The organism is Tidjanibacter massiliensis (assembly GCF_900104605.1).
GTDB classification, from domain to species: domain Bacteria; phylum Bacteroidota; class Bacteroidia; order Bacteroidales; family Rikenellaceae; genus Tidjanibacter; species Tidjanibacter inops.
Genome location: NZ_LT629960.1, coordinates 812825 through 837352, shown reverse-complemented (window position 1 = coordinate 837352; position 24528 = coordinate 812825). Strand labels below are relative to the sequence as shown.

Below are 24528 nucleotides of genomic sequence, written 5' to 3'. Positions count from 1 at the left end.
CAAATAAGTCAATATTTATCAGATAATTGCTTTCTGAATTATAATATATTATGTTATTTGTTTCGAATATAAACTAATGTGGTGTTAGGAAGTTCGTTCCGGCAATAAGCTAATTCAAAGTTATTCGACAGGGCGTATTTAATCAATTGTGTTAATTTTTTTAACCCGTAATTTGGGGGATCGAAATCCGGCATTTTTTTCGATAACATATTGCCTACTACTCCTAAAAAAGCCCAGCTGTCATCATCACGTGCAGCTTCAATAGTATTAACAAGCAATGTAGATAATTCTTTATCTACAAGTTTTGGTGACATTCCTATATCTGTGTTAGATACCTCTAATTGCCTGTTACGTTCTCGTGATTGTTCTGGGACCAATTCTTTCGGATTTAATAATTCAATTTTCAATAAATCCATGCTTAAAATTTCTACGTAAATGAATTTATCGCAGGCTTTAATAAACGGTTGTGGTGTTTTGTGCTCACCAAATCCAAAAACTATCTTGTCGGCTTCACGCAATCTACTGACAAGTCGCGTATAATCACTGTCGCTGGAAATAATACAAAAACCGTTAATATATTCTTGACAATGCAGTTGTCCACTGCATCAATAATTAGCGCTGAATCAGTTACATTTTTGCCAGTCGTATAAGCGTATTGCTGATTGGTACTATCGAATGTTCGAGTAATATATCTTTCCAACTACTTAATTTATTGTCAGAAAAATCTCTGTAAATGTGCTTTATTGTCAGCGTTCCATTTTAAGTTATTCCATCAGATGTTTTTAATTGTCCGATAAGATGCATTATCGGCATCAATCGGGACCGCGAACTTCAAGTCGCTTTTTTTATTCTCGGCTATTTCTGTCATATGAATTTAGTATTGCTTTAATCTCATCTAAAGTAATTAAAAACTCGACAATCTCCAAATCTCCGCCACCGTGCGCCATCCCCGGCCAACGTCCGCCAGCGGGTGCGGAAAGGGCTGCACGGGCATTAACTTCGCGGCGGGAGCCGCAAGTGCGGCTTGCCGGTACGATTATCCACTTATTCATATTCATAACAATTCAGACAATGGCAACACAACAGAGCGAGGCGCCTGCGGCGCCCGAATCCCAGGATGTTCTTCTGGCATTGAACAAGCAGAACAAGGAGTACGGTTACGTGACGGAGCTGAATCCCCAGACGGGGGATTTCACGTGGGAGACACCCGAGGGGAACGACTATCGGGAGCGTATGTTCCGCTTTCCGACCAATACGTGACTGGGTCAGTTTTTCGAGCAGTTCCGCCGTCAGTACGGCAATCCCTCCCGTATCGGGTTCGACTTTTTCCGCGTTCCCGTGGATATGGCGGACCGTGTTCTTTCGGCACTCGTAAGGGTTCGCATCGAAGAGAGCGGTACCCGTGCGGACCAGAAACTTTTGGACGACTACCGGCTCAACGACGAGGGGCGCAACGCTCGCCAGGCCGAAACGTACAGCTTCGAAGAACGGGAACTAACGGATTCCCTGACCGAACTGGGCCTTACACCCGGGCAGCTGCGCGATGCGCACGAGATGGGCAATCTGATGAAAGGTTACATCACCTCGACGCCGCTGCCGATATACAAAGAGATAAACGGCGAGCGCAAGCCGCTCGGCGAAGCCTGTTTCTATGCGGTCCGCGAGGAGGGGCGCACGATTGTAAAGGCCCTTCCCGTACTGAAAAGCCCGCAGTACGACATGACCGCCTATAAGGAGCTGTTCACCGACCGGCAGCGTAAACAGCTCGCCGCGAACGGCCATCTGGAGGGGACGAAAGTCATGCGGGACTTCACGACGGGCCGCGAGTGCGAGTGTTACGTGAGCTACCACGAACCTACGCGCCGTCTGACTACGCTGCCGGTCGATTCCCTGCGGCCGCTGACCCACATCTACGGCCAGCCGCTGTCGCGTCAGGAGCAGGAGGCGCTGCGCGGCGGGCGTCAGGTCGAAGTTACCGATATCTAGCGGCGCGACGGACGTCTCATTTCAGGTATTCTGCGTGCCGACGCCAACCATCGGGGTTTTTATTTCAAGGATACGGAAACGACCCTGCGCATCGGCGAGCGCGTGAACGGCGCCCTCATCGACGATACGCAGCGTGCGAAACTGGAAAACCACGAACTGGTCTATGTCACGGGGATGCGCCGACGCAACGGCACGACCTATTCCGATGACGTCATCTTTACCGAGGGCAACATCCAGCTCGTCGGCCAGGCGGCCCGCAACTATAAGCCGCAGCAGGCGCAGCGGCAAATCCGTCCCCGTCCCCGAACGGCCCGTTCCGCACGTACCGAGGCATCGCTGCCGCAGCCCAAGCGTCCCGGTCTCCGCAACAGCGGTCTGAAATAATCCCCGGCCATGAAAACGACATCCACACCCCGCACTCAGGAAGCGCCTTCCTGTTTCGAGGCTGCGCTGCGAGCCTTCCTTCGCCGCCGCCATCCCGAATTGCTCTCCGACAACGACTTTATCCTCCGGCGCAGCGAGGATGCTGCGGCCACCTTCTCCCGAGGACGACGGGACGGGCATTCCGTCTATGAAGCCCTCGAACTCTCGCGGGCCGTCCTGTACGACGGCCTGCGCTTCTCGCGCTACGACACGCTTTTCGAAGTCGTCTCCGAATGGTTCCCGGAAGTCGCGCCGCGCCGCCGCCCGGACTTCTGCCTGAAACTTCTGCCCTTGTGCACGCAGGTCTTCGAGCGCTACGCTCCGGGCGACGATTTCGAGAGCACCCCGGCTTACCGGGTTCTGACGACCGAATTGATAGGCATCGTACAACAAAACCTCGACCGCTATGGCTTTTAACAAAAAAGAACACCTCCGGCAAAACATCCGGGCTATCGAAATAGCCTTGCAGCAAGGCGAAGCGACCGCTGCCGAACGCGAGGAGCTGGCCCGTTACTCCGGTTTCGGCGGTCTCAAATGCGTTCTGCAGCCGGCCGCTGCGGATCGCGACATCGAACGCTGAAGGAGCGACCGGGAGCTGTTCCCTCTGGTGCGGGAGCTGCACGAGAGTGTGCGCAAACACTGTACCGACGAGAAAGAGTACAAACGCTGCATGGACGGCATCCGCAGTTCCGTACTGACGGCATTCTATACGCCTCCCGTTTTCGTAAGGGCCATTGCGGATACCATTTACCGCACGGGCGACATCTCTGCGGAGCGTATGCTGGATCCCTCTGCCGGAACGGGAGTTTTCGCCGAGGCGTTCAGCGGGGAAGGACGCGCGGCAGAAACGGTCTGTTTCGAGAAGGACCCGCTCACGGGCGCCATCCTCGGCAAACTCTTCCCCGGCTATGAAGTCCATACCGATTCTTTTCATCGCGTCAATAGCGATTATAACGGTTCTTTCGACCTGGTGGCCTCGAACATCCCGTTCGGCACGATGCAGGTGTTCGATGCGGCTTTTGAACGCAGCGGAGACAAGGTGCGCCGCCTCTCGCAGCAGGCTATCCATAATTACTTCTTCATCAAGGGCGTGGATATGCTGCGCGAGGGCGGTATCCTGGCGTTCATCACCTCGCAGGGCGTGCTGGATTCCCCCGGCAACGCCCCGATTCGGGAGTGGCTGATACACCGCTGCAATCTCGTCTCCGCTCTGCGCCTGCCCAACAACCTGTTCACCGACTACGCCGGCACGCAGGCGGGCAGCGACCTGATTGTGCTGCAAAAGAACAGCGGCAGGGAGGCCCTGCGCACTTCGTGGGAGGAGGAGTTCATGCAGACGGCCGATAACGGCGACGGCATCGTGCAGAACCGCCTGATAGCCGCTCATCCCCATCTGATTCTGCATACGACCGCCCGCCGGGACGTCGATTTGTACGGCAAGCCCGCAATGGTCTATACTTTCGAGGGGAGTGTCGGGCAGATGGCCGAACGTTTGTCCGGCCTGCTTGCGAGCGATATGAAACGCTTCGACCGGACGCTGTACCTGACCCATCGGCAGGAGGCAAAAGTCACAGCGACCATATCTGCGGGCCGCAGTCCTTCCGAAGAACAGAGTGCCGAGCGGAGTCCGGAACTCGGCATGCCCCCGGAAAGGAGCGGTTCCCTGTTCGGGAATACCGTCGGGGCAGCGTCCCCCGCACCGGCGGCCGGCGGGGTGTTCGACCTGTTCGGTCAGGGCAATCTTTTCGCTCAGCCTGCGCAGGAAGAGCTATCGCCCGAGGAGCACCGCCACAGGCACGAAGAGTTTCTGGCCCGTCAGCAGCAGGCGCTGGAGCCGCGCCCCTATACGGGCAAGGTGCAGCCTTTCTACCGCAACGGCACCCTCGTCGAACAGGAGGGACAGTACGGGCATTTGAAGGATATAAGCAGGAGACAACCGATGTTCCACCCTCTGCGCTTAAACACGATGCAGCGCTTCCGCGCCGAGGCCTATCTGCCGCTGCGGGACACCTATCACCAGCTTTACCGGCTGGAAGCCCGCAACGAAACAGAGTACAGGGGATTGCGGCGCAAGCTCGGAAGACTGTACGACAACTTCGTCCGGACGGTCGGCGACCTGAACGGCAAGGAGAACGCGAAGCTCATCCTTCAGGATGCCACGGGCCGCGAAATACTGTCGCTCGAACGCTTCGAGAACGGTAAAAAACGCCTCGCCGATATCTTCGCGTGCCCCGTGTCGTTCGCTGCGAACGATGTGCAGCACGTCGATACGGCTCTCGAGGCACTCACGGCGTCGCTCAACCGGTACGGCCGCGTCGATTTGCCTTACATGTCCCGTCTGAGCGACATCGCACCGGACGAATTGGTCGTACAGCTCGAAGGACGCATCTATTACAATCCGATGGCCAAGACATACGAGATTGCCGACCGTTTCATTGCGGGGAACGTCATCGAAAAGGCCGAATGGATTGCGAACTACCTGACCGAGCACCCCGACGACGAAGCGTCGCGCCGCTCGCTCGACGCCCTGAAGGAGCACACACCCACGCCGCTGACTTTCGACGAGCTGGACATCAATCTGGGCGTGCGGTGGCTCGATACGTCCATTTATGCGGATTTCGCCCGCGAGCTGTTCGGACTCGAAAAGAAGCCGCAGGTCATCTATATCGAAAAACTGGACGAATTCGATATTACGACCAACGAACGCAATGCGGCCATCTCGGAGGAGTATTGCGTCAAGGGCCAGGACCGCAAGTACGACGGATTGTCACTGTTCATTTACGCCCTGCACAATACGCTGCCGGATATCACCAAATGCATCGGTTACGATGAGAACAACAAACCCGTCCGCGTGAAGGATGCCGAGGCGGTACAGCTCGCCGACGCCGTGGTGAACCGGATACGGCAGGCTTTCAGCGACTGGCTGCAGGAGCGTCCCGAAGCGTTCAGGCAGCAGCTGACCGACCGTTATAACCGTCTTTTCAACTGCATCGTGCGTCCCCGCTACGACGGCTCCTTCCAGTCATTCCCCGGCCTCGACCTGAAGGGTCTGGGAATAGACTCCCTGTACGGGAGCCAGAAAGACGCCATATGAATGCTCAAGCTCAATGGCGGGGGTATCTGCGACCACGAAGTCGGCACCGGAAAAACACTCATTATGTGTGTGGCGGCATATGAAATGCACCGGCTGGGCCTGGCGAAAAAGCCGCTTATCATCGGATTGAAAGCCAACGTGCACGAGATAGCCGAAACTTTCCGCACGGCCTATCCCGATGCCCGGCTTCTCTATCCGGGCAAGGAAGACTTCACGCCCGAAAACCGCGTCCGCATCTTCAATGACATCAAGAACAACAACTGGGACTGCGTCATTCTCACGCACGACCAGTTCGGCAAGCTGCCGCAATCTCCGCAGGTGCAGCAGGAGATTTTCCAGGCCGAGCTCGACGACCTGGAGGAGAGTCTGGAAGCATTGGAGCGGTATGGCGATGAAGTTTCAAAAAGAATGCGCAGCGGGTTGGAAAAGCGAAAAGAGAACCTTGCGACCAAGCTCGCAAAACTGGAGGATGACCTTCTGCGAAACAAGGACGACGTAGTCGATTTCCGGCAGATGGGCATCGACCATATTTTCGTGGACGAGAGCCACAACTTCAAGAACCTTACCTTCAACACCCGACATGCACGGGTGTCGGGGCTCGGAAATCCCGAAGGCAGTCAGAAGGCGATGAACCTGCTCATGGCCCTGCGCGATATTCAGTCCCACACGGGCCGGGACCTCGGGGCGACGTTCCTGTCGGGTACGACCGTCAGCAATTCGCTTACGGAACTCTACCTGCTCTTCAAATATCTCCGGCCCCGGGCGCTGGAAAGACAGGGTATCACCTGTTTCGACGGCTGGGCTGCCGTATTCGCCCGCAAAACCACCGAGTTCGAGTTCTCCGTAACCAACGAAATCGTCCAGAAGGAGCGGTTCCGATACTTCATCAACGTCCCCGAACTGGCGGCCTTCTATGCGGAAATCACCGATTACCGAACGGCGGAAGACGTAGGGGTGCGCCGCCCGCAACTGAACACCGAGCTGGTGAATATTCCCATGACACCCGCACAGGAGGCATTTATCCCGAAGCTGGTGCAATTCGCCGAAAACGGCGATGCCACGCTGCTCGGCCGGGAGCCGCTCAACAGGAGGGAAGAGCGGGCCAAAATGCTTATCGCAACCAATTACTCCAACAAAATGTCGCTCGACATGCGTCTGATAGATCTGTCCCACGGCGATGAAGAGGGAAACAAGGCCAGCGTCTGCGCTGCCAAACTGAGCCAGTTTTACCACCGTTACGATACGGCCAAAGGCACGCAGTTCGTATTCTGCGACCTTTCGACTTACAAGCCCGCCGAATGGAATGTTTACGCCGAGATAAAACGCAAGCTCATCGAGGATCACGGCATCCCGGCGCATGAAATCCGCTTCATTCAGGAGGCGACGACCGACAAAGCACGCAAAGACCTCTTCGCAGCGATGAATGCCGGCAAGGTGCGCATCCTCTTCGGTTCGACGCAGAAGCTCGGTACGGGAGTCAATGCCCAACAGCGGGCCGTAGCGGTCCACCACCTCGACATTCCGTGGCGTCCGTCCGATTTGGAGCAACGCAACGGACGTGCCCAGCGCAAGGGAAACCGCGTGGCGGAGGAGTACGCCGACAATACCGTCCATGCGTTCATCTATGCAGTGAACCGTTCGCTCGATGCCTACAAATTCAACATCTTACAAAACAAGCAGATGTTTATCCGACAGCTCAAAAGCCGCAGCCTGGCAGCACGCACCATCGACGAGGGGGCGATGGATGAAAACAACGGCATCAACTATGCCGAATACGTGGCCTTGCTCTCCGGCAATACGGACTTGTTGGAAAAAGCCCGGCTGGAGAAACAAATCGCCACGCTCCAATCCTCCCGGCAGGCATTCCTGCGCAGCAAGGGAGCGGCACGCACCCGGTTGAAGGAGTGTACCGACGGTGTGGCGACCAATGAGCGGATTATCGCACGCATCGAACAAGACCGGGCCTATTTCGACCGAGTAGCTCCGGCCGATGAAAGCGGCAGACGTCCCAATCCTCTCAAGCTCGACGGCGTGGAGTCCGAAGATGTCAAAGTCCTCGGAAAGCATCTGACGGAGCTCGACCGCACGCTCAATACCAACGATGACTACCGGCAGATAGGCACCCTGTTCGATTTCCGGCTGCTGGTACGCTCCGAGCGGGTGAACAAGGACGGGCTCGACCTGGTGGTCAATAAATTCATGGTGGAAGGACCCAGCGGTATCAAATACTCCCACAACAACGGTCATTTGGCCGCCGACCCCAAACTCGCATGCGAGAACTTCATCAAGGCCCTCGGCAGCATGCCCAAACTCATCGAAAAACACGCCGCCGAGCGCGACCGTCACGCCCGCGATATTCCGACTTTGGAGCGGATACTGGAAAGCTCCTGGGACCGGGAGTCGGAGCTGCGGGAATTACGCACACAGCTACAAGGCGTGGAGCAGCGGATAGCGGCGGAGATACTTACGAAAAATATGGCGAAGGTCGTGGAGAAGGAGGAAGCGGAGATACCGCCTGAAATGCTGCAGGAAGTGACGGCAGCGGCGCAGGCCCGGCCGCAAATCGTTATGGAAAAACCGGTCGAAGAGAAGCTCACCGGCGGAAGCGACATCCTCCATGTCCCGGCAAACATCTATGCCGTCAAACCGAGAGGACCCAAAGTATAACCGAAGGAGGCTCGGAGTACCGGCGCATAGAGCGGGGCCATGCGGCCCCGCTCTATGTATGTGCGGCATTTAATTCTTGACCTGAATAGCCGTATCCGGAACGGCGCTGTCCATCGTCTGCCGAAAGATAAGCTGGCTGTCCAGCGAATCTTTCAGGTCGATAAGGTCAATCAGGTCATAGTAACGAATCCCGTCGATTTCATCGTAACGCAGGCGGCCGCGAAGGGTCCGGCGCCGAACCTCTTCGGGGTCGAGCTGCAGCAGTTCGCAAATCTCTTCGGCCGTCAGCGTCAGCAGTGTCCGGCGCTGTTTGCAGATATGCGTCAGCAACGTGTTCAGGTAAAGCGACTTGCGGTAATTGCGCAACAGGCGGGCGAAACGGCTTCGTTCGATAATAATCATCTTTTTCATTTGTGTTTACCGGTGTTGGTTCGACTCATGTTGTTCGAGAGCCCGCAAAACCTTCGATTTGACATAGTAGATTTTGCCTCCTCTGCGGAAATAAGGCAGCGTCCCGTCGTTGCGGCGGCGAAGCAGCGTGCGGTCGGACATTTTGCTTAACAGGCGCATCTTGCGCGTGTCCAGAATCTCTTCATTTTCCGAGAGCTGTTCGGCGGACAGTGCCGACAAATGTTGTTCGATGGCATCGAGTCGCTCGTATATCCTGAACAACAGATGCCCGTAAGTGGGTTTGCGTGCTCGCATCGTAGTAGGAATTTTGGCGCAAGGTAGAAATGCGTTTCCGAACCGGCCTTTAGTTAAGCCTTTATAGAAATATCCGCCAACCGTCCCGCCGATAACAATATCGGAAGAGGAAATTGCGGGCCTGATGATGCGTAAATACCGATTTCACGTTATCTTTGCCGCGTAAACTCTTAAACTATAATGGCTATGAAAGAATTGATAACAAAGATTCAGGAATCTTATCAGGCATTCGTAAAGGACGCGAACCTTCAGGTGGAAAACGGCAACAAAGCGGCTGGTGTGCGGGCACGAAAGGCCTCTCTGGAAATCGAGAAAATGATGAAGGAATTTCGCAGAGTATCCCTCGAAAACGCGAAGAAATAATCGGGACAGGCCTTACGGTATTCCGTACTTGCCATACTGCATCGACCAATACGAATGAAAGGGAAAAGCGAGCTTGATTAAGCTCGCTTTTTTGTAAAGTATTTATTTTCAAATAAATATCGTGTGGTTATTGCTTTTTCAAGCAAAATAGACTATCTTTGCTTTCGAGTTATTCAGTTATGCGAAGTTTGGGGAATCCGGTTGATAGACTTTCGTAACCAATTCGTGACCCATCCCTTTTTATCTCTGATATTACAGTTTGTAAATCAACGAGATAGTCTAAATGGAAACAACCGGAGTTTATTTTCATGCTCTTGATAGACGCTATCGGTTTCCTCTGTACTTGATTCCGGAATCATAGATTAGGTAGGGGTACATAACTGTCGTTAGAGGCGTCATTGGAAAACATGATGTATAATTTTATGGGTGCCGGTGAAGGTGATGTAAATGCAGTGTATTGATGTGGATTAAGTATTTTTATTATCGGCTGTATGTCTATGCGTGTCATTGTCGTTTTATGCCAGAAAGACGCAGACAGCTATCGGATTTGGCGGTATATGCAGTTGCCTGTGTATGGATATTTTGCAACTTCTACATAAGTTGTTTCCGTCGAGCCGGTTGTTGACGACTTTGACGACGTGGCCGTTGGGTGGATATATCATGATAGGTATATTCTTTTTGTTGCCGATAGTTGTGGGTTTGTCCATTAATCTGGAAACGTGCGAAGCGAGGTGGAAGCATACGAATACGTTTGCGATAGAGACTCGTGACGGCATCCTTATCGGTCTCATGTGTGTTTTGATTTTTGCATATGCCATTTGGGGGTGGTAATTCAACGTAGATAACTTCCATAAGGAGTTTCCTTGTTTGCGGACATCCGGGCAGAGACTGTTCTGTCCGGATGTTTTTTATGGGTAATTTCGTATCTTTAGAGACATAAACTTATCTATGAGTGGATATGTCTAAATCCTTCTGTTTATATCTACTCCATGGCGGATATTACGGCAGAGTGGGTAATAGGGATTGAAGATGCAACGGGGGGGCATCCATATGGACCTGGAGGAAGTAATCATACAGGGCAGGCACTGCTAAATATCAATTCGACATGGAATGAGTATCTGCGTGCTTATCATTGTGAGAGGAGAAGTATTAGAGAACAATATGGAAATTGGGGGGATACTGCAATAAAAGATGTTTTACATGAAGAATTAGTATGGTAATGAAAGTATTGTTTTTGACGTTCATGTCAATGTGCATGGGCATCGGTATTTGCATGGGCATGGGTACCGAACCTCCTTCTGAGCCGTTTCAAGGAACCTTTGAACAAAGTAAACATTCTATTGCACCTGTTCGTTTGATTTTGCATGGTCGGGGAACGTTTGAATTTTATAGGAGAAGAGAGTCTGGTTACGTGTCGCACCAAGGTATCTGGCAGCGTGTCGGGGATGATGCGATTCGAGTAGTCCCGTTGGAGACTGCTCCTATAGATTTGCTGACAAGTAAGCCTGAACATCTTACCGATACTGTTCGTATCATCAATAATGATGTGCTGCGAGTGACTTTTTGGTATACGCTGTCTCCTTTGGTATGTGATTATCATCGCGTTGAGGAATAGAGAAGTTTAGGCAGTCATTACCGCCGGGTGTAGCGGTCGTTCGTTCGGCGGTTTTTGTCATTTCGGTTAATTTACAGATTATTCTGGAGTTTATGAGAAAGCTGTTATTGTTTTTTGTCGCAGTATTATTGTGTTCTTCTTTCGGTTTTGCTCAGCATTCGGACAAGGGTACCATGCCGCCGCTCGCCTATAACTATTTCGCCCCTGCAGACACCAGTGTGATGGATATTCCGGCTTCGTTTGTAAGGGATGAATTGAAAATTAGGGTAAGTGTTAGCGTAGGTTTTGCTTCGGAAATAGAGGATTGTGCCACGGAAATGGAGCCTGTATGGGCTCAGTTGACATCCGTAAGTTATTATTCATCTGAAGGCAAATATATTTGTATACTACAAAGCGATAGATATCTAGGTTGTCGACGTCGGCGTATCTTGAATTTTTGTACCCAAAAGCTTGAGCCGTGGCTGCTATCGCAGTCATATCCGACTGCTTTCCGCTATTTTTTCGATAAGAGTAGGACTGTAAATATTTATTTTTTTGTGACTTTGGTTCCGGATAATAATAAGCGTGAGTAAGTCCTAATGGCTTCGTATGTTTGATTGCATATTCGTGCGGGCATCCGGACAGAGACTGTTCTGTCCGGATGTTTTTTATGGGTAACTTCGTATCTTTAGAGACATCAACTTATAGATTGGCCTTTGTGGATTCTTTGAGAAAGGCAGAAGATATCATAATCGATGTTTGGCCTCCATCCCATGATTTTGGGATGAATTTGTTCTTTGAAGTAGAGACTTTGTTCTGTTATGTTTTGTTATATATTGTATTTCGTCTTTATCTTGTCTTCACGGTTAAAGTCTGCTCACGGAAGAAGAACATGGCAGTATGTGATTGAAATATGGGGCGTAAATCAATGTCCCGACTTTTAGTGGAATGTGTTTTCGGTGTGATATTTCCGTTGTTATAATTTTGGCAGACCGTCATGTGGCCTGTTGGACCGGGGTATGGGCAAAGGGAGAGAAGTCCGTCCTGTTCGTATAGACCGACGTTTGGCTTTTCCGTTTGTCCTTCTCTATCCGAAGAGTTGAGCCGGTCAAGTCCGTGCACTCTTTGGACATCAAGTAGACTCATCTGTGATGCAAAAATAAGAAGACAGTACGGATTTCTTATGGTCGGGTTGGGGGCACCGGCATAAGGGGGGCTAAATCCGCACTGTCTCGATGATTAATTTTGCGCTTTAAATATAGCGACAAATTTATTAATCGGCAACAATATATATTGAATAAAAAATGTGCTTTTATGTGAAGGAGCATAGTGTTACGGGCAAGTCGGACCGGCACTGACATACTCGGTACGGAGAAGGGGGGCCGTGCGGGGTGCCGGTGTCTGTATAAGAAAAAAGAGGTCTTCCAATTTTTTGAAGACCTCTCTTTCTTTGGTCGGGATGAAAGGATTCGAACCTTCGACCTCCACGTCCCGAACGTGGCGCGCTAACCGGACTGCGCTACATCCCGCTTTAAAAGCGACGCAAAGATAATAAATTATCCGGATGCAATCCAAACGTCGGAAGATTTTTTTAGTTTGGGTCCGTTTTTCTTGCTGCTGGTCTGTTGCCGGGAGGGTACGCCGCTACGTGGCAGGGGGATGCCGGCTGATGCCGGCCGGGTATGCAGCGGACGGGACACGGGTAAAGAAGATACGGACAGGCAAAGCGTACGCATCATTCGACGTTTTGTCGTCCGGTTCTCGTTTTCTGACCGGGAAACAGGTCAGACGACCGTATCTTCGAAGATACGGGGAATCCCTGTGGAAAAATCGAGCCGCTCTCCTGTTGTCGGGTGGATGAAACAGAGTTTGTAGGCGTGCAGGCAGACGCGTCCGGCCGGGTTGGTCTGTGCGCCGTATTTTTTGTCGCCGGCTATTGGTGTTTTCATCCATTCCATGTGGGCCCGTATCTGATTCTTCTTGCCCGTGTGGAGCGAGAGTTCCACGAGGGAGTAGTTCCGCCCTTCCCGCAGGACGGTATAGTCCGTGGCGGCCTCCTCTCCCGTACCGTTGCAAGAGGCCCAGACTTTGCGGTTGCGGTCTTCGCGGAGGAGAGTGGCGATGGTTCCTTTCGTCTGCGGCAGGCGCCCCTCCACGACGGCCGCGTAGCGTCTATCGAGCACCATGGTTTTCCAGTTCTTTTGCAGGATTTCCTGTGTCCGCTGGTCTTTGGCATAAATCATCAGACCGGAAGTTTCCCGGTCGAGGCGGTGCACCACAAAGAGCCGGGCCGCGGGATTGTTCCTTTTGATATATTCGCTCAGGATGTAGAAGGCGGTTTTGCGGTGCTCTTTTTCGGTACCGACCGAAAGCAATCCGTTCCGTTTGTCGGCAACTATCAGCCGTTCGTCTTCGTACACGATGCGGAGCATCGGGTGATGCAGTGTTCCGGCTGTCCGGTGTTTTGTGACCGTAACCGTGTCGCCTGCTGTCAGCGGGGTGTCGTGGCGGGTGGTATGGCATCCGTTCACCGCGACCTGTCCGTGCGTCAGATACGATTTCACGGAGCTGCGGCTTCTGCCTTCCATGCGTTCCAACAGAAACGGCAGCAGCGTGCCGTCTCTCTCTACTTTATATTCCATAGGTCATAACAGTTTCTTGTAATGGCACACGAGCAGTTGTCCCGTTTCGTCGCGCAGATGCATCCCGTTGCCGCGGCAATATTTGAATACGCGGCAATTCCCGCACGCACCGTGCCGCATCCATTCGCGGTCGCGGTATGGTGCGAAACGGTTGTTCCATACGTCCATGAAATTGTCTCGGTAAATGTTGCCCTGGTCGTAGCGGGCCCGAATGCTCGTGCATCCCGAGATGGCGCCGTCTACCCTGATGCCGGCGATGGATACGCCGGCGCTGCAGTGGTAGAACGTGTCGCGTACATCGCCTTCGTACCGGCCGAGAAAGCCTTCGCATCCGTAATTGACCGCGATGCGGCCTTCGCGGCGCGTATCTCGGATGAACTCCATCAGACGGCGGAATTGTTCCGTATCGAGTTGCAGACTCGGGTCGTCTGCGCCGCGGCCTACCGGGAAGATGGTGAAGATGCGCCAGCGTTTCACCCCTTCGGCTATCAGGAAATCCCGGAATCGGGGCAGGGTGGCGAGGGTGTCTGCATTGGCGCAGGTCACGGCATCGTAGAGGATGTCCGGCTGACGGGCGAGCAGCCGGAGGGCGCCGAGCGCGCGTTCGTAGCTGCGTTCGTTCCGCCGTATGCGGTTATGAGTTTCGGCGAAACCGTCGAGGCTGACGGTAGCCGTATGCAGGCCGGCACGAAGCAGCGACTCCAGGCGGCGTTCGTCGAGCAGCATTCCGTTCGTGACGATGCCCCACGGATACCCCCGGTCGTAAAGGGCCCGTCCGACCTCTTCGATGTCGCGCCGCATCAGGGCCTCTCCGCCCGTAATGACGATGAGAACCCGATTCGGAACGACATGTGGGGTTATCGTATCGATTGTCCGGAGAAAATCGGCGGCGGGCATGTCGGGTACGGCGGCCTCGCTGCGGCAGTCGCTTCCGCAGTGACGGCACGCGAGGTTGCAGCGGAGGGTAGCCTCCCACATGATGGTACGCAGTTCGTGAGCCGCGATGCGTTTGTCCTCTATATTGGAGAATATGTCGAGTGCGAGCCGTCTGCGCACTCCCAAGCCGTTCTTCATCCTCTCTCCGGCATTATTCGCTGTCTATCCTCTCCACGATGATGTCGTCCATGGTGAGGAAGGCTTCGTTGTTTGGGGCGGAGTTTATCTCTTTCAGGATGCGCCGGTATTTGTAGGTAGGCTTCCCGAGTTTGTCTTCCGGGCTTCTGTCGTCCATTATCTCGACATAGATATGTCGGGCCTCCCAGGAATTTCCGACCGCCACGGCGGCGTGTTCTATCAGGAACCGGCCGTTGTAGTTGGTGTGCGTGGAGTCCGTGCGTATCCCTTCGCCGTCTATCATGGTGACCTTGATGCCGTATATCGGGACGACGTTGCCCGATTCGTTTATCCAGCCGACCTTCCCGTCGAGCGAGATGTTCAGCGGATGGTGCTTTCCCTCCTCAGGCGGCCTGGCGCCGCCGTTTTCCGACGGGGCGTCCGCTGCGGCCGAACATCCGCCCGCAAGCAGTACCGCCGCCACCAGAACGGTCAATAGCGATGATTGTAAACGGAAAACGTTTTTCATGTCGTATGTGTGCGGTTCGTAAAGGGGGAGCGTGTACGTTCCTGTCGAATCTTTCGGCAAAATTAATAATTGTCGGTTAAATGATTGCGCGGACGGGGGCTCCGACCGGAATTATCGGTACGTCGTTTTCATTTTTTGCGCTCCAGAGCGAAATCCACGCTCTTCGTGACGGTGCCGTGGTTCCATGAACTGCCTTCCCCCCGACCGGTGTAATCCTCCTCCGTTATGATGATGGTGTGACGGGCTTCCTCGAACAGAATGCCGTTCTCCCTCTCCTGTGCGTCGGCCCGGAGTTCGACCTTCTCTACGTTCGGGAAGATGTGTTCGAACTCCATAAGGTATGCGCCGGCCCGGTCTGTATAGACCGTATCGGTCAGCTCCGGTGCCTCTGCGCTGCGGGAGATTACCCGGATGCCTTCCAGCGGCGAGTGGGCCTCGGCATCGGTGACGGTCCCTTTGAAAGTGAAGCGGGCGTACGGCGTGCCGTATTCGCCGGCGGATTGGTACTCTTCGCTGTTGCACGATGCGGCGATTCCGGAGAATCCGAGCAGCGAAAGCAGTCCGGATAAAAGGCGTGTTTTCATGACTTTTCCATTGTGGCGGTTTCGGGCAGGCCTCTTCGGCGCTCCCCTTTGTTAATAGGATGCGGAAGGGGGGCGTTTTGTTGCATCCGGTGCTGAAAATATTTTCCGGCGGTACATTGCGGCGGGAGCGGGCATCCCTTTGGAAAGGGGAGTGATTCGGTGCCGATGGCATGTCCTGGATGTCCTGCGTGTGCGGAAAATGGCTAAATTTGTCGAAAGGATTTTTCGCCATGCGGGCATACACTTATATCGAACACGGGAAATTCGGACTGTCGGATAAGCCGGTACCGAAACTGACAGGGCCGCGCGATGCGGTCGTACGCGTGACGCTGTGCAGTATTTGTACGAGCGACCTGCATATCAAGCACGGCAGCGTGCCCCGTGCGGTGCCGGGCATCACCGTCGGACACGAGATGGTGGGAGTGGTGGAGCAGGTGGGGGCGGAGGTTGCCTCGGTGAAGGTTGGTGACAGGGTGACGGTGAACGTCGAGACCTTTTGCGGCGAGTGTTTCTTCTGCCGCCGCGGCTATGTGAACAATTGCACCGACCCGGAGGGGGGCTGGGCGTTGGGATGTCGTATCGACGGCGGTCAGGCGGAGTATGTCCGGGTCCCTTATGCCGACCGGGGTCTGAACCGTATTCCCGATGCGGTGAGCGACGAACAGGCCCTGTTCGTGGGAGACCTGCTCGCTACCGGATTCTGGGCTGCCCGTATTTCGGAGATAACGGAGGGGGATACGGTACTGGTCATCGGGGCGGGGCCTACGGGGCTGTGCACCTTGCTCTGCGTGATGCTGAAGAGGCCGAAGCGCGTCATCGTCTGCGAAAATTCGCCGGAAAGAGCCCGTTTCGTGAAGGAGCATTATCCCGGTGTGCTGGTGACCGGCTCGGAAGAGTGCCGGGATTTCGTGCTTCGCCACAGCGACCATGGAGGGGCCGATGCGGTGCTGGAAGTGGCTGGAGGAACCGATACGTTCCGGTTGGCGTGGGAGTGTGCACGTCCCAATGCCGTCGTCACGGTTGTCGCGCTTTATGACAGACCGCAGTTGCTGCCTTTGCCGGAAATGTACGGAAAAAACCTGACCTTCAAGACGGGAGGGGTGGATGGCTGCGACTGTGCCGAGATTCTCCGTCTTCTCGAGGAGGGTAGAATCGACACAACGCCGCTCATTACCCATCGTTTCCCGTTGAGCCGTATCGGAGAGGCATACCGTCTTTTCGAGGAGAGGGCAGACGGTGTAATCAAGATAGCGGTCGATTGCGGTAAATAGTTGTCGAGGCATCCGTTCCAGCCGGGTACAGGACGACGGAGTATCGGACAGACCGCGGTCCCCGGGCCGCATGTCGTCCGTCAATGTGTAACAGGAAGTATGAGAATAGACCACGTTGCCATTTATGCACATGACATCGAGTGTGTCAGGGATTTTTTCGTACACTATTTCGGGGCTTCGACAGGTGCCGTGTACCATAATGTCCGTACGGGTTTCAGGTCGTATTTTCTCGTTTTCGGCGACGGTTCGCGGTTGGAGATAATGACCTGCCCCGGTCTTTCGGACGATGCGGGGCCGTCGCCGCGTTGCGGTCTTGCCCATATTGCGATGGGGGTGGGCAGCAGGGAGGCGGTGGACGAACTGACCTGTCGGCTCGGCAGCGACGGTTACGAGGTACTTAGCGGACCGAGGACGACGGGAGACGGTTATTACGAGAGTTGTATTCTCGGGCCGGAAAATAATCTGATTGAGATAACCGGAGAATAGCGCTCCCTGCTGTCTGCAAGGTGCTGCGATTATTGGACAAGCAAGTTGTCTCGGTGACTGACCCTCCCTTTGGGTGGGTATGTTTTGTCACGCTGTGTATCTTTTGTCAAGGAGTAGTTCGACCGCGCTTGTTGCTTGAATCTTGCATAAGATTTGCCTCAAATTTACCTGTTTTGACTATTCATTACCTAATGTGTGGCGATAAAAAGGATAGGGGAAACGCAAATGAAAAAGCCTAAAAAACTGTAATTGCCAGTTTCTTAGGCTTGTCGGGGTAGCGGGATTCGAACCCACGACCCCCTGCTCCCAAAGCAGGTGCGCTAACCGGACTGCGCTACACCCCGTTGTCTCTGCACGGCCGGCGCATGAAAGGGCGTGTAAAAGACGGTGCAAAGATAGGCTATTTTCACCAATCTCCAAACCGGCGGTGCTGCTCACTTCCGGTGGGCGGCCACGGCCAGCAGGATGCCGAGTATCACTCCCAGCAGCGCGGCGAACAGTACCCTTGCGTCGCCCGGCAGCAGGAACGTTACCGTGTGGGCCGGGTACCAGAAAAGCGGTATTGTTTTCTTGAAAACGAAGTTCCACTGTCGGTGCCAGTCGAGTCCGGCGAGCGTGTCGCCCATGTGCAGCGGGGTGAAGAAACCGCGGAGCGTTCCGCCCGTAGCGAGTATGTGGGTGTCGGTCACTTTGTGGAGCGTCATGAATACGGGAGCGAAGATGGTGTTCATGGCCACCGATATGCAACATGCGACGAACACTTTTTGCCACGACAGCGGCAGGACCATCGCTGCCGGGGCGTTTTCCATGCCGAGCGAGGCGAGGAAGACCGGGACTCCCGAGGCGAATATCGTCATGGCCATGCTGATGCCCATACCGAGAATGCCCCACACCAGCGCACGTGGTGCAATGCCGAAACCGGGGCGGTTGTAAACCCCGTGGGTTATCCGGAGTCCGATGCATTCGCCGAAAGTGGAGAGCAGGGCGAATTTGATGAAACTCATCACCATTCCATGCTGTGCGTTGAACTCTTTGTAGAATTCGTACACGGAAGGGAACAGGAAGAAGGGGGAGAGCAGCGCGAGGGCGCAGACGATGACGATGAGGTCTTTTCTCTTCATGGCTTGGCCGTTGTCGTTCGGGTACAGGGTCGCGTCGGTGTGCGATTTCCCGTCCGCAAAGGTAGCGAAATTATCCGTACCGGTACCGTATCCTCCCGGAATCTCCGGCAGGCCGGGAGGATAGAGGGATTGTATGCGCGGAGAGACGCAGCCTGCGTCTCCCCGCGCATTTTCCGTTTTGCGGAGCCCGTTTACAGCAGTCCCGCGGCTTTCATGTACTCCGACCGGCTGATGGCGAGTTTCGCCCGGGCCGCTATGTATTCTGCCGAGGCGTTTTGCCATATCGCTTGGGCTTCGAGGTAGTCGGAGATGGGTTCCATGCCCGCCTCGTAGAAGTTGCCGCTCGTTTGCATGTTTTCCTCCGCCTGCGAAAGGGCGGATTCGGTCAGCCTGACTTCGAGGATGTATTCGTTCACGGCGTTGAGCGCCTGTTGGGCTTCGAGCTCCATCTTCTCCGCCATTTCGTCGCGCTGCAGTTCGGCCATCGCCGTTTCCGCTTTGGCCGCGCGGACCTTGTTCATGCCCTCGCCCCAGTGGAACAGGGGAATCGAAACCGCTATCATGGCCGAGAATCCGCCGTTGTCGAAGAGCGGCCGGCCGTTGATTTTCATGCCGTACGTGTAGTTATAGCCTCCCCGAACTCCTACCGACGGCAGAAAGTCGCTTTGGATGAAACGCTGCTCCTGTCGTTTCAGCTCGACCTGCTTGCACAGCATGGTGTATTCGGGCCGGGCCGTGATGTCGGTTCCAGCTGCGGCCGGGGCGGTTTCGTCGCCGAACGATTCGGACGGAACGATGTCGCTGTCGAGCGGCAGTCCGACCATCTGACAGAGATTCATCCGGGAGAGCCGGACACCGTTGTCGGCCCGCTGTAACTGCAGTTCCGCCCGGTTGAGCTGTACCTGTACCTTCATCAGGTCGTTGCGCGACTTCATGCCGGCCTCCACGGCATTGCTCACCGTCCGCAGAAACTCCTCCACTACCGCCTTGTAGGCGCCGGCGGATTTGCGGAGTTCGAGCGTCTGGACGTAGGTCCAGTATGCCCGGTCGGTTTCGACGATGACCTCCTCTTCGGTCAGGCATACGTTGAGGGCGGCCAGCTCGTCGCCGATACGGGCCATGCGGTAGGCGGAGTGTATCTTGCCCCCCATGTAAACCGGCTGTTCGATGCTCACGCCGGCCAGATAGGAGTTGTTCAGGTCGAGCTTCAGCGACAGCTCGGGCAGGCGGAGGAGGGAGAGCCGGTCGAGCCACGGTTCGAGGGCGGGGGGAACGATGCCCTCCAGAGTACTTGGGTCGAAGAGCCGTATGTCGCCGAGGGCCAGTTTCATATCGTTCGCCGACGAGGCGTAGAGACCGTATGCGCCCGCGGAGAATTTGGGAAAGAAGTTGGCCTTCGTGGCTTTTACCGTGTAGGCGGCCTGTTCGTCGGCCTGGCGTGCGATGGCTATCCGGCGGTTGTTTTCCAGTGCCATCTCCCTGCACCGGTCGAGCGAGACCTCCTCGCCGCCGGCGAGTGCCGGCAGGGCGAGAAGCGGCAGGGCGAGGATGATGATTCGTATCTGTTTCATGGTTCGGTAAATGTGTGGACTATTTTATCCGGATGCGGTAGAACAGTGCGTAGAGCACGGGAATGAAGAGCAGCGTAATGAGTGTTCCGACCAGCAGACCGCCCATGATGACGACCGCCGCCGGGCCGAACAGCGAGTCGCCCAAGAGGGGTATCATGCCGAGGATGGTCGTGAGCGATGCCAGCATGACGGGACGGAAACGGCTCGCCGAACTCTCCATCAGGGCATCGACGGGCTCCTTGCCGGCGTTTATCTGAAGCGTGATTTCATCCATCAGAACGATGCCGTTCTTGATGAGCATGCCGACCAGTCCCAGCGTAGCGACGATGGCCACGAATCCGAACGTTTTGCCCGAGAGCATCATGCCGAAAATCACGCCGATGAAGAGCAGCGGCAGACACAGGACGATGATGGCCGGTTTCCGGTAATCCTTGAACAGGGCGATGAGTATCGCAATCATCAGGATGACGGCCAGCGGATAGTATTTGAACAGGTATTTCATGGATTCGTTGCTGGCGCTCTTTTCGCCTTCCCACTTCATGTCGTACCCTTCGGGCAGTTCGATGGATGCTATCTGTTCCGCTATGGAGGCGCGGGCGTTCTCGACGGCTGCGCCCGGTACGGGGATACACTGCGCCCGCATGGCCCGTTCCCCGTTCCGGCGGATGACTACGGGTTCTTCCCACTCCACGTGTACGCCGTTGACCGCCTGGCTGAGGGGAACGGTACTGAGCAGGGAGGCGAGCACCTCCTCCTCGGACAGGGTGCCTGTCAGCAATCCCCCGACCGTCTGGCGGTCGAGACCCGCGGTCGCAGGCATGAGTCCGAATACGGGCGTGTGTTCGAGCGATTCGATGGGATTCCCGTCGCGGTCCACGCAGCGCATGTAAATGGTCTTGCTCTCCGTCCCTTCATAGAATGTTCCCGTCGGGATGCCGTCTGTCGCGCTCATCAGCGAGAGACCGATGTCCTGCCGGCTGAGGCCGATATTCCGGGCTACGGGCTGGTTGTAATCGACGATGAGTACCGGTACCTTGAGCTCCCAGTCGCTTGTCACCATCTGAAGCGAGGGGCTCTCCTCCATGATGGCGGCGGCCTGGGCCGTCAGGTCGCGCAGGACGGCCGGGTCGGGACCGCTGAATTCCACTTCAATCGGGAATTTCTTGTACATCAGGTTGTAGCGTTTCAACCGCACGTAGGCGTCCGGATAGTTGGCGTTGAGGTACGTCTGTATTTCGTCGAAAGAGGCCGTCAGTGCCTCGGGCGAGGTGTAGTCCACTATCAGTTCTCCATAGGCCAGCGACGGGTCGGCGATGCTCCGCACGAGGTTGTACCGGCTGGGCGTGCCGCCTATCGAGGTCGTGACGTGGGTGATTTCGCTGCGTCCCAGCAGATAATTCTCTATGGCGTGCAGGTCTTCCCCGACCTGTGTGCTGTTGGTCCCTTCCGGCAGTTTGTACTCTATATAGAGCTGGTCGTAATCCATATCCGGAAAGAAACCCTGCGGCAGGGTGCGGAAACAGAGCAGGCTGACGGCGACCAGACCGAACCCTACGCAGAGCGAGACGATGCGGTGAGACAGCACCCAGTTCAGTACGCTGCGCAGTGCCCGGTAGTAACGGTTTCCGTAGGGGTCTCCTTCCCTGTTCCCTTTCACCTTCAGTCTTTTGTCGGCGAGTATCGGGACGAGCGTGAGCGCCAGTATCCAGCTCAGCAGCAGCGACACGGCCAGCACGATGAACAGGTCGCGTACATAGATGCCTGCCGTATCGGGCGACAGGAAGATGGGAAAGAAGGCGAGGATGGCGATGAGGGTGGCGCCCAGCAGGGGCATGGCCGTTTTCCGGCCGATACCGGTCAGGGCCGTGCGGCGTTCGATGCCGCGCTGCATATCCACCTGAATGCCGTCCAGTATCACGATGGCATTGTCCACCAGCATTCCCATGGCGAGTACGAACGATGCCAGCGATACGCGCTGCAGCGAGCCGTCGAAGACGTTCAGTATCATCAGCGAGCCGAGTACCGTGACGAGCAGGTTGAACCCGAGGATGACACCGCTGCGGAATCCCATGGCGAACATGAGGAGTACGACCACGATGAGGACGGATTCGACGAGGTTTATCAGGAACGAATCGAGTGCCGCCTCTACCTTTTCCGGCTGGAAGAATACTTCGTGTATCTCCATACCGGCCGGCATGCGTTCGTTTTCGAGCCGTTCCAGCGTCCGTTCGACCTGGCGTCCTATTTTGGTGATATCCGTACCGCTCAGCGCGGAGATGGAGATGCCCAGTGCCCTCCGGCCGTCGTACCGCAGCTCGTTGCGGACAGGATTTTCATACCCTTCGGTAACGGAGGCGATGTCGCGGAGCCGCAGCTGGTCGTCCTCATGTCCCTGCAGCAGCAGGCTGCCGATGTCCTCCGTCGTGCGGTAACGGTCGTTCACGGTTACGCGCAGCCGGGAACCGCCGCTTTCGTAGTATCCGGAGTACACGGTTTTGTTCTGTCCGTTCAGGGTGGCGAGGACCTCTGCCGGATGTACCCCGAGGTTGGCGAGTTTGTCTTCGTAGAGCTCTATGTAGATGCACTCCGGCCGCTGGCCGTAGATGTTCACCTTCGAGATGCCTTCGATTTTCATTACCTCCTTTTTCACGAGTTCGGCGTACCGTGCGGCCTCTGCGTCGGTATAGCCGTCGAAGGTCATGGCGTAGAACATGCCGAATACGTCGCCGAAATCGTCCATTACCACGGATACGGAGGCTCCTTCGGGCAGCTCCGCCTGTACGTCGGCCACTTTGCGGCGGAGAATGTCCCAGCACTGTTCCGTCTCTTCGTTCGTGACGAGTGTGGAGAGCGATACGTTTATCAGGGACATGTCGTTCATCGAGCGGCTCGTCACTTCGCCGATGTCCTTCATCGACCGGATGCTCTTCTCCAGCACATCCGTCACTTCGAGTTCCACCTGATGGGCGGAGGCTCCCGGATAGACCGTGACCACGGCGGCCTGTTTCACCTTGATTTCGGGGTCTTCGAGCTTGCTCATGTCGTAATAGGCGAAGACGCCGCCTATCGTCAGTACGGCGACGAGGAAGTATATCAGCTTCCTGTTGTCGAGCGCCCAGTTTCCTAAATCTTTCATAGCAGACCTCCCACGTTCGTTGAGGTTGCGGCCGGCAACGGCTTGACCTTGTCGTTCTCTTTTAGGGCGTGTACTCCGGCACTCACCACCTGTTCCCCGGCGTGCAGTCCCCCGGTTACTGTCAGTATGCCGTCCCGCGATATGGCCGACGGTCTTATCTTACGGAGTGCCACGGTGCTGTCTGCGGGGTTGTAGACCCACACGGCCGGTGTGCCGTCGTGCTCCAACATGGCCGACAGCGGAATTTTCACCGCTCCCGTCGTGCCGCTCCTGAGCCCGATGGTCACCATGACCGACATACCCGGAGTCAGCGGCGTGTCGGGACCGGTCGGCAGGAAACGGAGTCTCGCGGTGTAGAGCTGGTTCAGGTTCGCTTTCCGGCTGATGGAGACGAGCTCTAGCGGGAACTCCCGGTCGGGATATATTTCCGAACTGCAGCGGTAGGTTTCGAACTCGTCGCTGCGGATGAATTCGCTGGCCGGAATGTTTATCTCGACCTCCGGCGCGGAGGAGCTAATCAACGACACCACGGGCATGCCGGCCGCGACGGTCTCCCCGGCATCGTAGTGGATTTTCTGTACGTAACCGTCGAACGGTGCCGTGAGGCGCGTGTCGGCGAGGGCATTGCGGTGCGCATTGTACTTCGCCGTTATCTGCTGGAGGCCTGATACGGCCTTGTCGTAGTCGTTTTCCGATACGCTCTGTTTTTCGTAGAGCCGGATGACGCGTTCGGCTTCGGCCTTTACCTGTTTGTATTCCGCTTCGGTAGCCGTCAGTTGCAGGGCATAGTCGCGCGAATCCATCCGGGCGACCGTTTCTCCTTTGCGTATCTGCTGTCCGACGGTGACGGGAATCTCCGCAATCGGCCCGCTGATACGGAAAGCGAGGTTCGCCTCGGACGATGCCTTCAGTTTGCCTGGAAAACTGATGCTTCTTTCCCCTTCGCATCCGGTCGCTTCGGTCAGTTTGACGGTTCTGACAACCTCTTTGGGGAGGCTTCCGTGCCTGCATCCGGTCAGCAGAACCGGCAGCATCAGTAGCAGGACGGTGCATTGTTTCACATCTTTCATCTTCTGTCCGCTTGATAAATTTCTCGCTAAAGTACATGCGGTGTGATACGGTTCTATATTCTGTCCGGTGTTGAAAATGTTCTGAAAAGGAAATACGGGTTTCGATATAATTCTTTTTGGCGGGAATATGTCTATATTTGGAACATGAATGGCACATATAGGAACATATCATTCCGGGATGGCGGAGATAAGGTTTTTAGCGAAATCAATTTCGATGAGGAGGGCCGTCTCTT

General features: G+C 55.3%; 24 protein-coding genes, 2 tRNA genes and 1 pseudogene. 12 read left to right on the top strand and 15 right to left on the bottom strand.

Annotated features, from left to right (window positions below; all coding sequences use genetic code 11):
• Positions 1-53: 53 nt before the first annotated feature.
• Complete coding sequence (locus BQ5361_RS10920) at positions 54-518, bottom strand: OST-HTH/LOTUS domain-containing protein (protein ID WP_399270632.1); 465 nt, start codon at positions 516-518, stop codon at positions 54-56.
• Positions 519-845: 327 nt separating this feature from the next.
• On the bottom strand, positions 846-1052 hold the full coding sequence (locus BQ5361_RS10555) for a hypothetical protein (protein WP_143047499.1): 207 nt from the start codon (positions 1050-1052) through the stop codon (positions 846-848).
• A gap of 19 nt (positions 1053-1071) precedes the next feature.
• Here BQ5361_RS10555 and BQ5361_RS04635 point away from each other — a divergent pair, with 19 nt between their 5' ends.
• The 6 genes and pseudogenes from BQ5361_RS04635 to BQ5361_RS10945 all read left to right on the top strand — a co-directional run bounded on the left by BQ5361_RS04635 (position 1072) and on the right by BQ5361_RS10945 (position 8170).
• Positions 1072-1260, top strand: coding sequence for a hypothetical protein (locus BQ5361_RS04635; protein ID WP_035474449.1), 189 nt, complete (start codon positions 1072-1074; stop codon positions 1258-1260).
• Between the two features lie 84 nt (positions 1261-1344).
• Positions 1345-1986 carry a DUF4099 domain-containing protein gene (locus tag BQ5361_RS04630; RefSeq protein WP_052131152.1) on the top strand — a complete coding sequence of 214 codons (642 nt, stop codon included), beginning with the start codon at positions 1345-1347 and terminating at the stop codon, positions 1984-1986.
• Positions 1987-2088: 102 nt separating this feature from the next.
• On the top strand, positions 2089-2370 hold the full coding sequence (locus BQ5361_RS04625; protein ID WP_052131151.1) for a hypothetical protein: 282 nt from the start codon (positions 2089-2091) through the stop codon (positions 2368-2370).
• 9 nt (positions 2371-2379) lie between these two features.
• Positions 2380-2826, top strand: coding sequence for a DUF1896 family protein (locus BQ5361_RS04620; protein WP_035474447.1), 447 nt, complete (start codon positions 2380-2382; stop codon positions 2824-2826).
• Positions 2816-2989: a hypothetical protein gene (locus BQ5361_RS10830; protein WP_257527371.1), complete on the top strand. Its 174-nt coding sequence runs from the start codon at positions 2816-2818 to the stop codon at positions 2987-2989. Before BQ5361_RS04620 ends, BQ5361_RS10830 begins: the two co-directional genes overlap by 11 nt.
• Before the next feature lie 90 nt (positions 2990-3079).
• Positions 3080-8170, top strand: a pseudogene (locus tag BQ5361_RS10945) (N-6 DNA methylase).
• Positions 8171-8239: 69 nt separating this feature from the next.
• Here BQ5361_RS10945 and BQ5361_RS04610 read toward each other — a convergent pair.
• On the bottom strand, positions 8240-8581 hold the full coding sequence (locus BQ5361_RS04610; protein WP_035474443.1) for a hypothetical protein: 342 nt from the start codon (positions 8579-8581) through the stop codon (positions 8240-8242).
• A gap of 6 nt (positions 8582-8587) precedes the next feature.
• Positions 8588-8875: a hypothetical protein gene (locus tag BQ5361_RS04605; RefSeq protein WP_035474441.1), complete on the bottom strand. Its 288-nt coding sequence runs from the start codon at positions 8873-8875 to the stop codon at positions 8588-8590.
• Between the two features lie 186 nt (positions 8876-9061).
• Between BQ5361_RS04605 and BQ5361_RS04600 the strand changes: the two genes are divergently transcribed.
• A complete protein-coding gene (locus tag BQ5361_RS04600) occupies positions 9062-9238 on the top strand; it encodes a histone H1 (RefSeq protein ID WP_035474452.1) in 177 nt (58 codons plus the stop codon).
• A 591-nt stretch (positions 9239-9829) separates the two neighbouring features.
• Here the strand turns inward: BQ5361_RS04600 and BQ5361_RS10825 are convergent.
• Positions 9830-10090 (bottom strand): hypothetical protein, encoded by a 261-nt coding sequence (locus BQ5361_RS10825; RefSeq protein WP_143047498.1) that lies wholly within the window; start codon positions 10088-10090, stop codon positions 9830-9832.
• 137 nt (positions 10091-10227) lie between these two features.
• Between BQ5361_RS10825 and BQ5361_RS10545 the strand changes: the two genes are divergently transcribed.
• The 3 genes from BQ5361_RS10545 to BQ5361_RS10535 all read left to right on the top strand — a co-directional run bounded on the left by BQ5361_RS10545 (position 10228) and on the right by BQ5361_RS10535 (position 11425).
• Entirely contained in the window at positions 10228-10458 is a 231-nt protein-coding gene (locus BQ5361_RS10545) for a hypothetical protein (RefSeq protein ID WP_143047497.1), read from the top strand.
• Positions 10458-10853, top strand: coding sequence for a hypothetical protein (locus BQ5361_RS10540; RefSeq protein WP_161940426.1), 396 nt, complete (start codon positions 10458-10460; stop codon positions 10851-10853). The genes BQ5361_RS10545 and BQ5361_RS10540 overlap by 1 nt, the downstream gene beginning before the upstream one ends.
• 92 nt (positions 10854-10945) lie before the next feature.
• On the top strand, positions 10946-11425 hold the full coding sequence (locus BQ5361_RS10535; RefSeq protein WP_143047495.1) for a hypothetical protein: 480 nt from the start codon (positions 10946-10948) through the stop codon (positions 11423-11425).
• An 858-nt stretch (positions 11426-12283) separates the two neighbouring features.
• Here the strand turns inward: BQ5361_RS10535 and BQ5361_RS04585 are convergent.
• The 5 genes from BQ5361_RS04585 to BQ5361_RS04565 all read right to left on the bottom strand — a co-directional run bounded on the left by BQ5361_RS04585 (position 12284) and on the right by BQ5361_RS04565 (position 15640).
• Positions 12284-12361 (bottom strand) — tRNA-Pro (locus tag BQ5361_RS04585).
• Between the two features lie 255 nt (positions 12362-12616).
• The gene (locus BQ5361_RS04580) at positions 12617-13474 is read right to left on the bottom strand and encodes an RluA family pseudouridine synthase (RefSeq protein ID WP_022063674.1); all 858 of its coding nucleotides are present in this window, start codon (positions 13472-13474) and stop codon (positions 12617-12619) included.
• Positions 13475-13477: 3 nt separating this feature from the next.
• A complete protein-coding gene (locus tag BQ5361_RS04575) occupies positions 13478-14548 on the bottom strand; it encodes a TIGR04133 family radical SAM/SPASM protein (RefSeq protein ID WP_035474246.1) in 1071 nt (356 codons plus the stop codon).
• Between the two features lie 13 nt (positions 14549-14561).
• Complete coding sequence (locus BQ5361_RS04570; protein WP_022063672.1) at positions 14562-15056, bottom strand: hypothetical protein; 495 nt, start codon at positions 15054-15056, stop codon at positions 14562-14564.
• Between the two features lie 128 nt (positions 15057-15184).
• Positions 15185-15640 (bottom strand): radical SAM-associated putative lipoprotein, encoded by a 456-nt coding sequence (locus tag BQ5361_RS04565; RefSeq protein ID WP_071424940.1) that lies wholly within the window; start codon positions 15638-15640, stop codon positions 15185-15187.
• Between the two features lie 230 nt (positions 15641-15870).
• Here BQ5361_RS04565 and BQ5361_RS04560 point away from each other — a divergent pair, with 230 nt between their 5' ends.
• The gene (locus BQ5361_RS04560) at positions 15871-16911 is read left to right on the top strand and encodes an alcohol dehydrogenase (RefSeq protein WP_035474248.1); all 1041 of its coding nucleotides are present in this window, start codon (positions 15871-15873) and stop codon (positions 16909-16911) included.
• Between the two features lie 99 nt (positions 16912-17010).
• Complete coding sequence (locus tag BQ5361_RS04555) at positions 17011-17397, top strand: VOC family protein (protein ID WP_035474250.1); 387 nt, start codon at positions 17011-17013, stop codon at positions 17395-17397.
• A gap of 269 nt (positions 17398-17666) precedes the next feature.
• On the opposite strand, the gene BQ5361_RS04550 is transcribed toward BQ5361_RS04555, so the two are convergent.
• From BQ5361_RS04550 to BQ5361_RS04530, 5 genes are all read right to left on the bottom strand, one after another.
• Positions 17667-17741, bottom strand: a tRNA-Pro gene (locus BQ5361_RS04550).
• A gap of 90 nt (positions 17742-17831) precedes the next feature.
• Positions 17832-18518 (bottom strand): hypothetical protein, encoded by a 687-nt coding sequence (locus BQ5361_RS04545; protein WP_035474252.1) that lies wholly within the window; start codon positions 18516-18518, stop codon positions 17832-17834.
• 191 nt (positions 18519-18709) lie between these two features.
• Entirely contained in the window at positions 18710-20089 is a 1380-nt protein-coding gene (locus BQ5361_RS04540) for a TolC family protein (protein WP_071424939.1), read from the bottom strand.
• 19 nt (positions 20090-20108) lie between these two features.
• Positions 20109-23225, bottom strand: coding sequence for an efflux RND transporter permease subunit (locus BQ5361_RS04535; RefSeq protein ID WP_035474254.1), 3117 nt, complete (start codon positions 23223-23225; stop codon positions 20109-20111).
• Entirely contained in the window at positions 23222-24295 is a 1074-nt protein-coding gene (locus BQ5361_RS04530; RefSeq protein ID WP_052131131.1) for an efflux RND transporter periplasmic adaptor subunit, read from the bottom strand. The genes BQ5361_RS04535 and BQ5361_RS04530 overlap by 4 nt, the downstream gene beginning before the upstream one ends.
• Positions 24296-24528: the final 233 nt, after the last annotated feature.

Excerpts from the sequence above, each read along its gene's own strand:
- BQ5361_RS04620 (WP_035474447.1), top strand. The coding sequence starts at position 2,380 with ATGAAAACGACATCCACACCCCGCACTCAGGAAGCGCCTTCCTGTTTC.
- BQ5361_RS04570 (WP_022063672.1), bottom strand. The coding sequence starts at position 15,056 with ATGAAAAACGTTTTCCGTTTACAATCATCGCTATTGACCGTTCTGGTG.
- BQ5361_RS04535 (WP_035474254.1), bottom strand. The coding sequence starts at position 23,225 with ATGAAAGATTTAGGAAACTGGGCGCTCGACAACAGGAAGCTGATATAC.
- BQ5361_RS04540 (WP_071424939.1), bottom strand. The coding sequence starts at position 20,089 with ATGAAACAGATACGAATCATCATCCTCGCCCTGCCGCTTCTCGCCCTG.
- BQ5361_RS04630 (WP_052131152.1), top strand. The coding sequence starts at position 1,345 with ATGGCGGACCGTGTTCTTTCGGCACTCGTAAGGGTTCGCATCGAAGAG.
- BQ5361_RS10825 (WP_143047498.1), bottom strand. The coding sequence starts at position 10,090 with ATGGAAGTTATCTACGTTGAATTACCACCCCCAAATGGCATATGCAAA.
- BQ5361_RS04555 (WP_035474250.1), top strand. The coding sequence starts at position 17,011 with ATGAGAATAGACCACGTTGCCATTTATGCACATGACATCGAGTGTGTC.
- BQ5361_RS04605 (WP_035474441.1), bottom strand. The coding sequence starts at position 8,875 with ATGCGAGCACGCAAACCCACTTACGGGCATCTGTTGTTCAGGATATAC.
- BQ5361_RS04545 (WP_035474252.1), bottom strand. The coding sequence starts at position 18,518 with ATGAAGAGAAAAGACCTCATCGTCATCGTCTGCGCCCTCGCGCTGCTC.
- BQ5361_RS04530 (WP_052131131.1), bottom strand. The coding sequence starts at position 24,295 with ATGAAAGATGTGAAACAATGCACCGTCCTGCTACTGATGCTGCCGGTT.
- BQ5361_RS04610 (WP_035474443.1), bottom strand. The coding sequence starts at position 8,581 with ATGAAAAAGATGATTATTATCGAACGAAGCCGTTTCGCCCGCCTGTTG.
- BQ5361_RS10540 (WP_161940426.1), top strand. The coding sequence starts at position 10,458 with ATGAAAGTATTGTTTTTGACGTTCATGTCAATGTGCATGGGCATCGGT.
- BQ5361_RS10545 (WP_143047497.1), top strand. The coding sequence starts at position 10,228 with ATGGCGGATATTACGGCAGAGTGGGTAATAGGGATTGAAGATGCAACG.
- BQ5361_RS10830 (WP_257527371.1), top strand. The coding sequence starts at position 2,816 with ATGGCTTTTAACAAAAAAGAACACCTCCGGCAAAACATCCGGGCTATC.
- BQ5361_RS04600 (WP_035474452.1), top strand. The coding sequence starts at position 9,062 with ATGAAAGAATTGATAACAAAGATTCAGGAATCTTATCAGGCATTCGTA.
- BQ5361_RS04575 (WP_035474246.1), bottom strand. The coding sequence starts at position 14,548 with ATGAAGAACGGCTTGGGAGTGCGCAGACGGCTCGCACTCGACATATTC.
- BQ5361_RS04560 (WP_035474248.1), top strand. The coding sequence starts at position 15,871 with ATGCGGGCATACACTTATATCGAACACGGGAAATTCGGACTGTCGGAT.
- BQ5361_RS04635 (WP_035474449.1), top strand. The coding sequence starts at position 1,072 with ATGGCAACACAACAGAGCGAGGCGCCTGCGGCGCCCGAATCCCAGGAT.
- BQ5361_RS04580 (WP_022063674.1), bottom strand. The coding sequence starts at position 13,474 with ATGGAATATAAAGTAGAGAGAGACGGCACGCTGCTGCCGTTTCTGTTG.
- BQ5361_RS04565 (WP_071424940.1), bottom strand. The coding sequence starts at position 15,640 with ATGAAAACACGCCTTTTATCCGGACTGCTTTCGCTGCTCGGATTCTCC.
- BQ5361_RS10535 (WP_143047495.1), top strand. The coding sequence starts at position 10,946 with ATGAGAAAGCTGTTATTGTTTTTTGTCGCAGTATTATTGTGTTCTTCT.
- BQ5361_RS10555 (WP_143047499.1), bottom strand. The coding sequence starts at position 1,052 with ATGAATAAGTGGATAATCGTACCGGCAAGCCGCACTTGCGGCTCCCGC.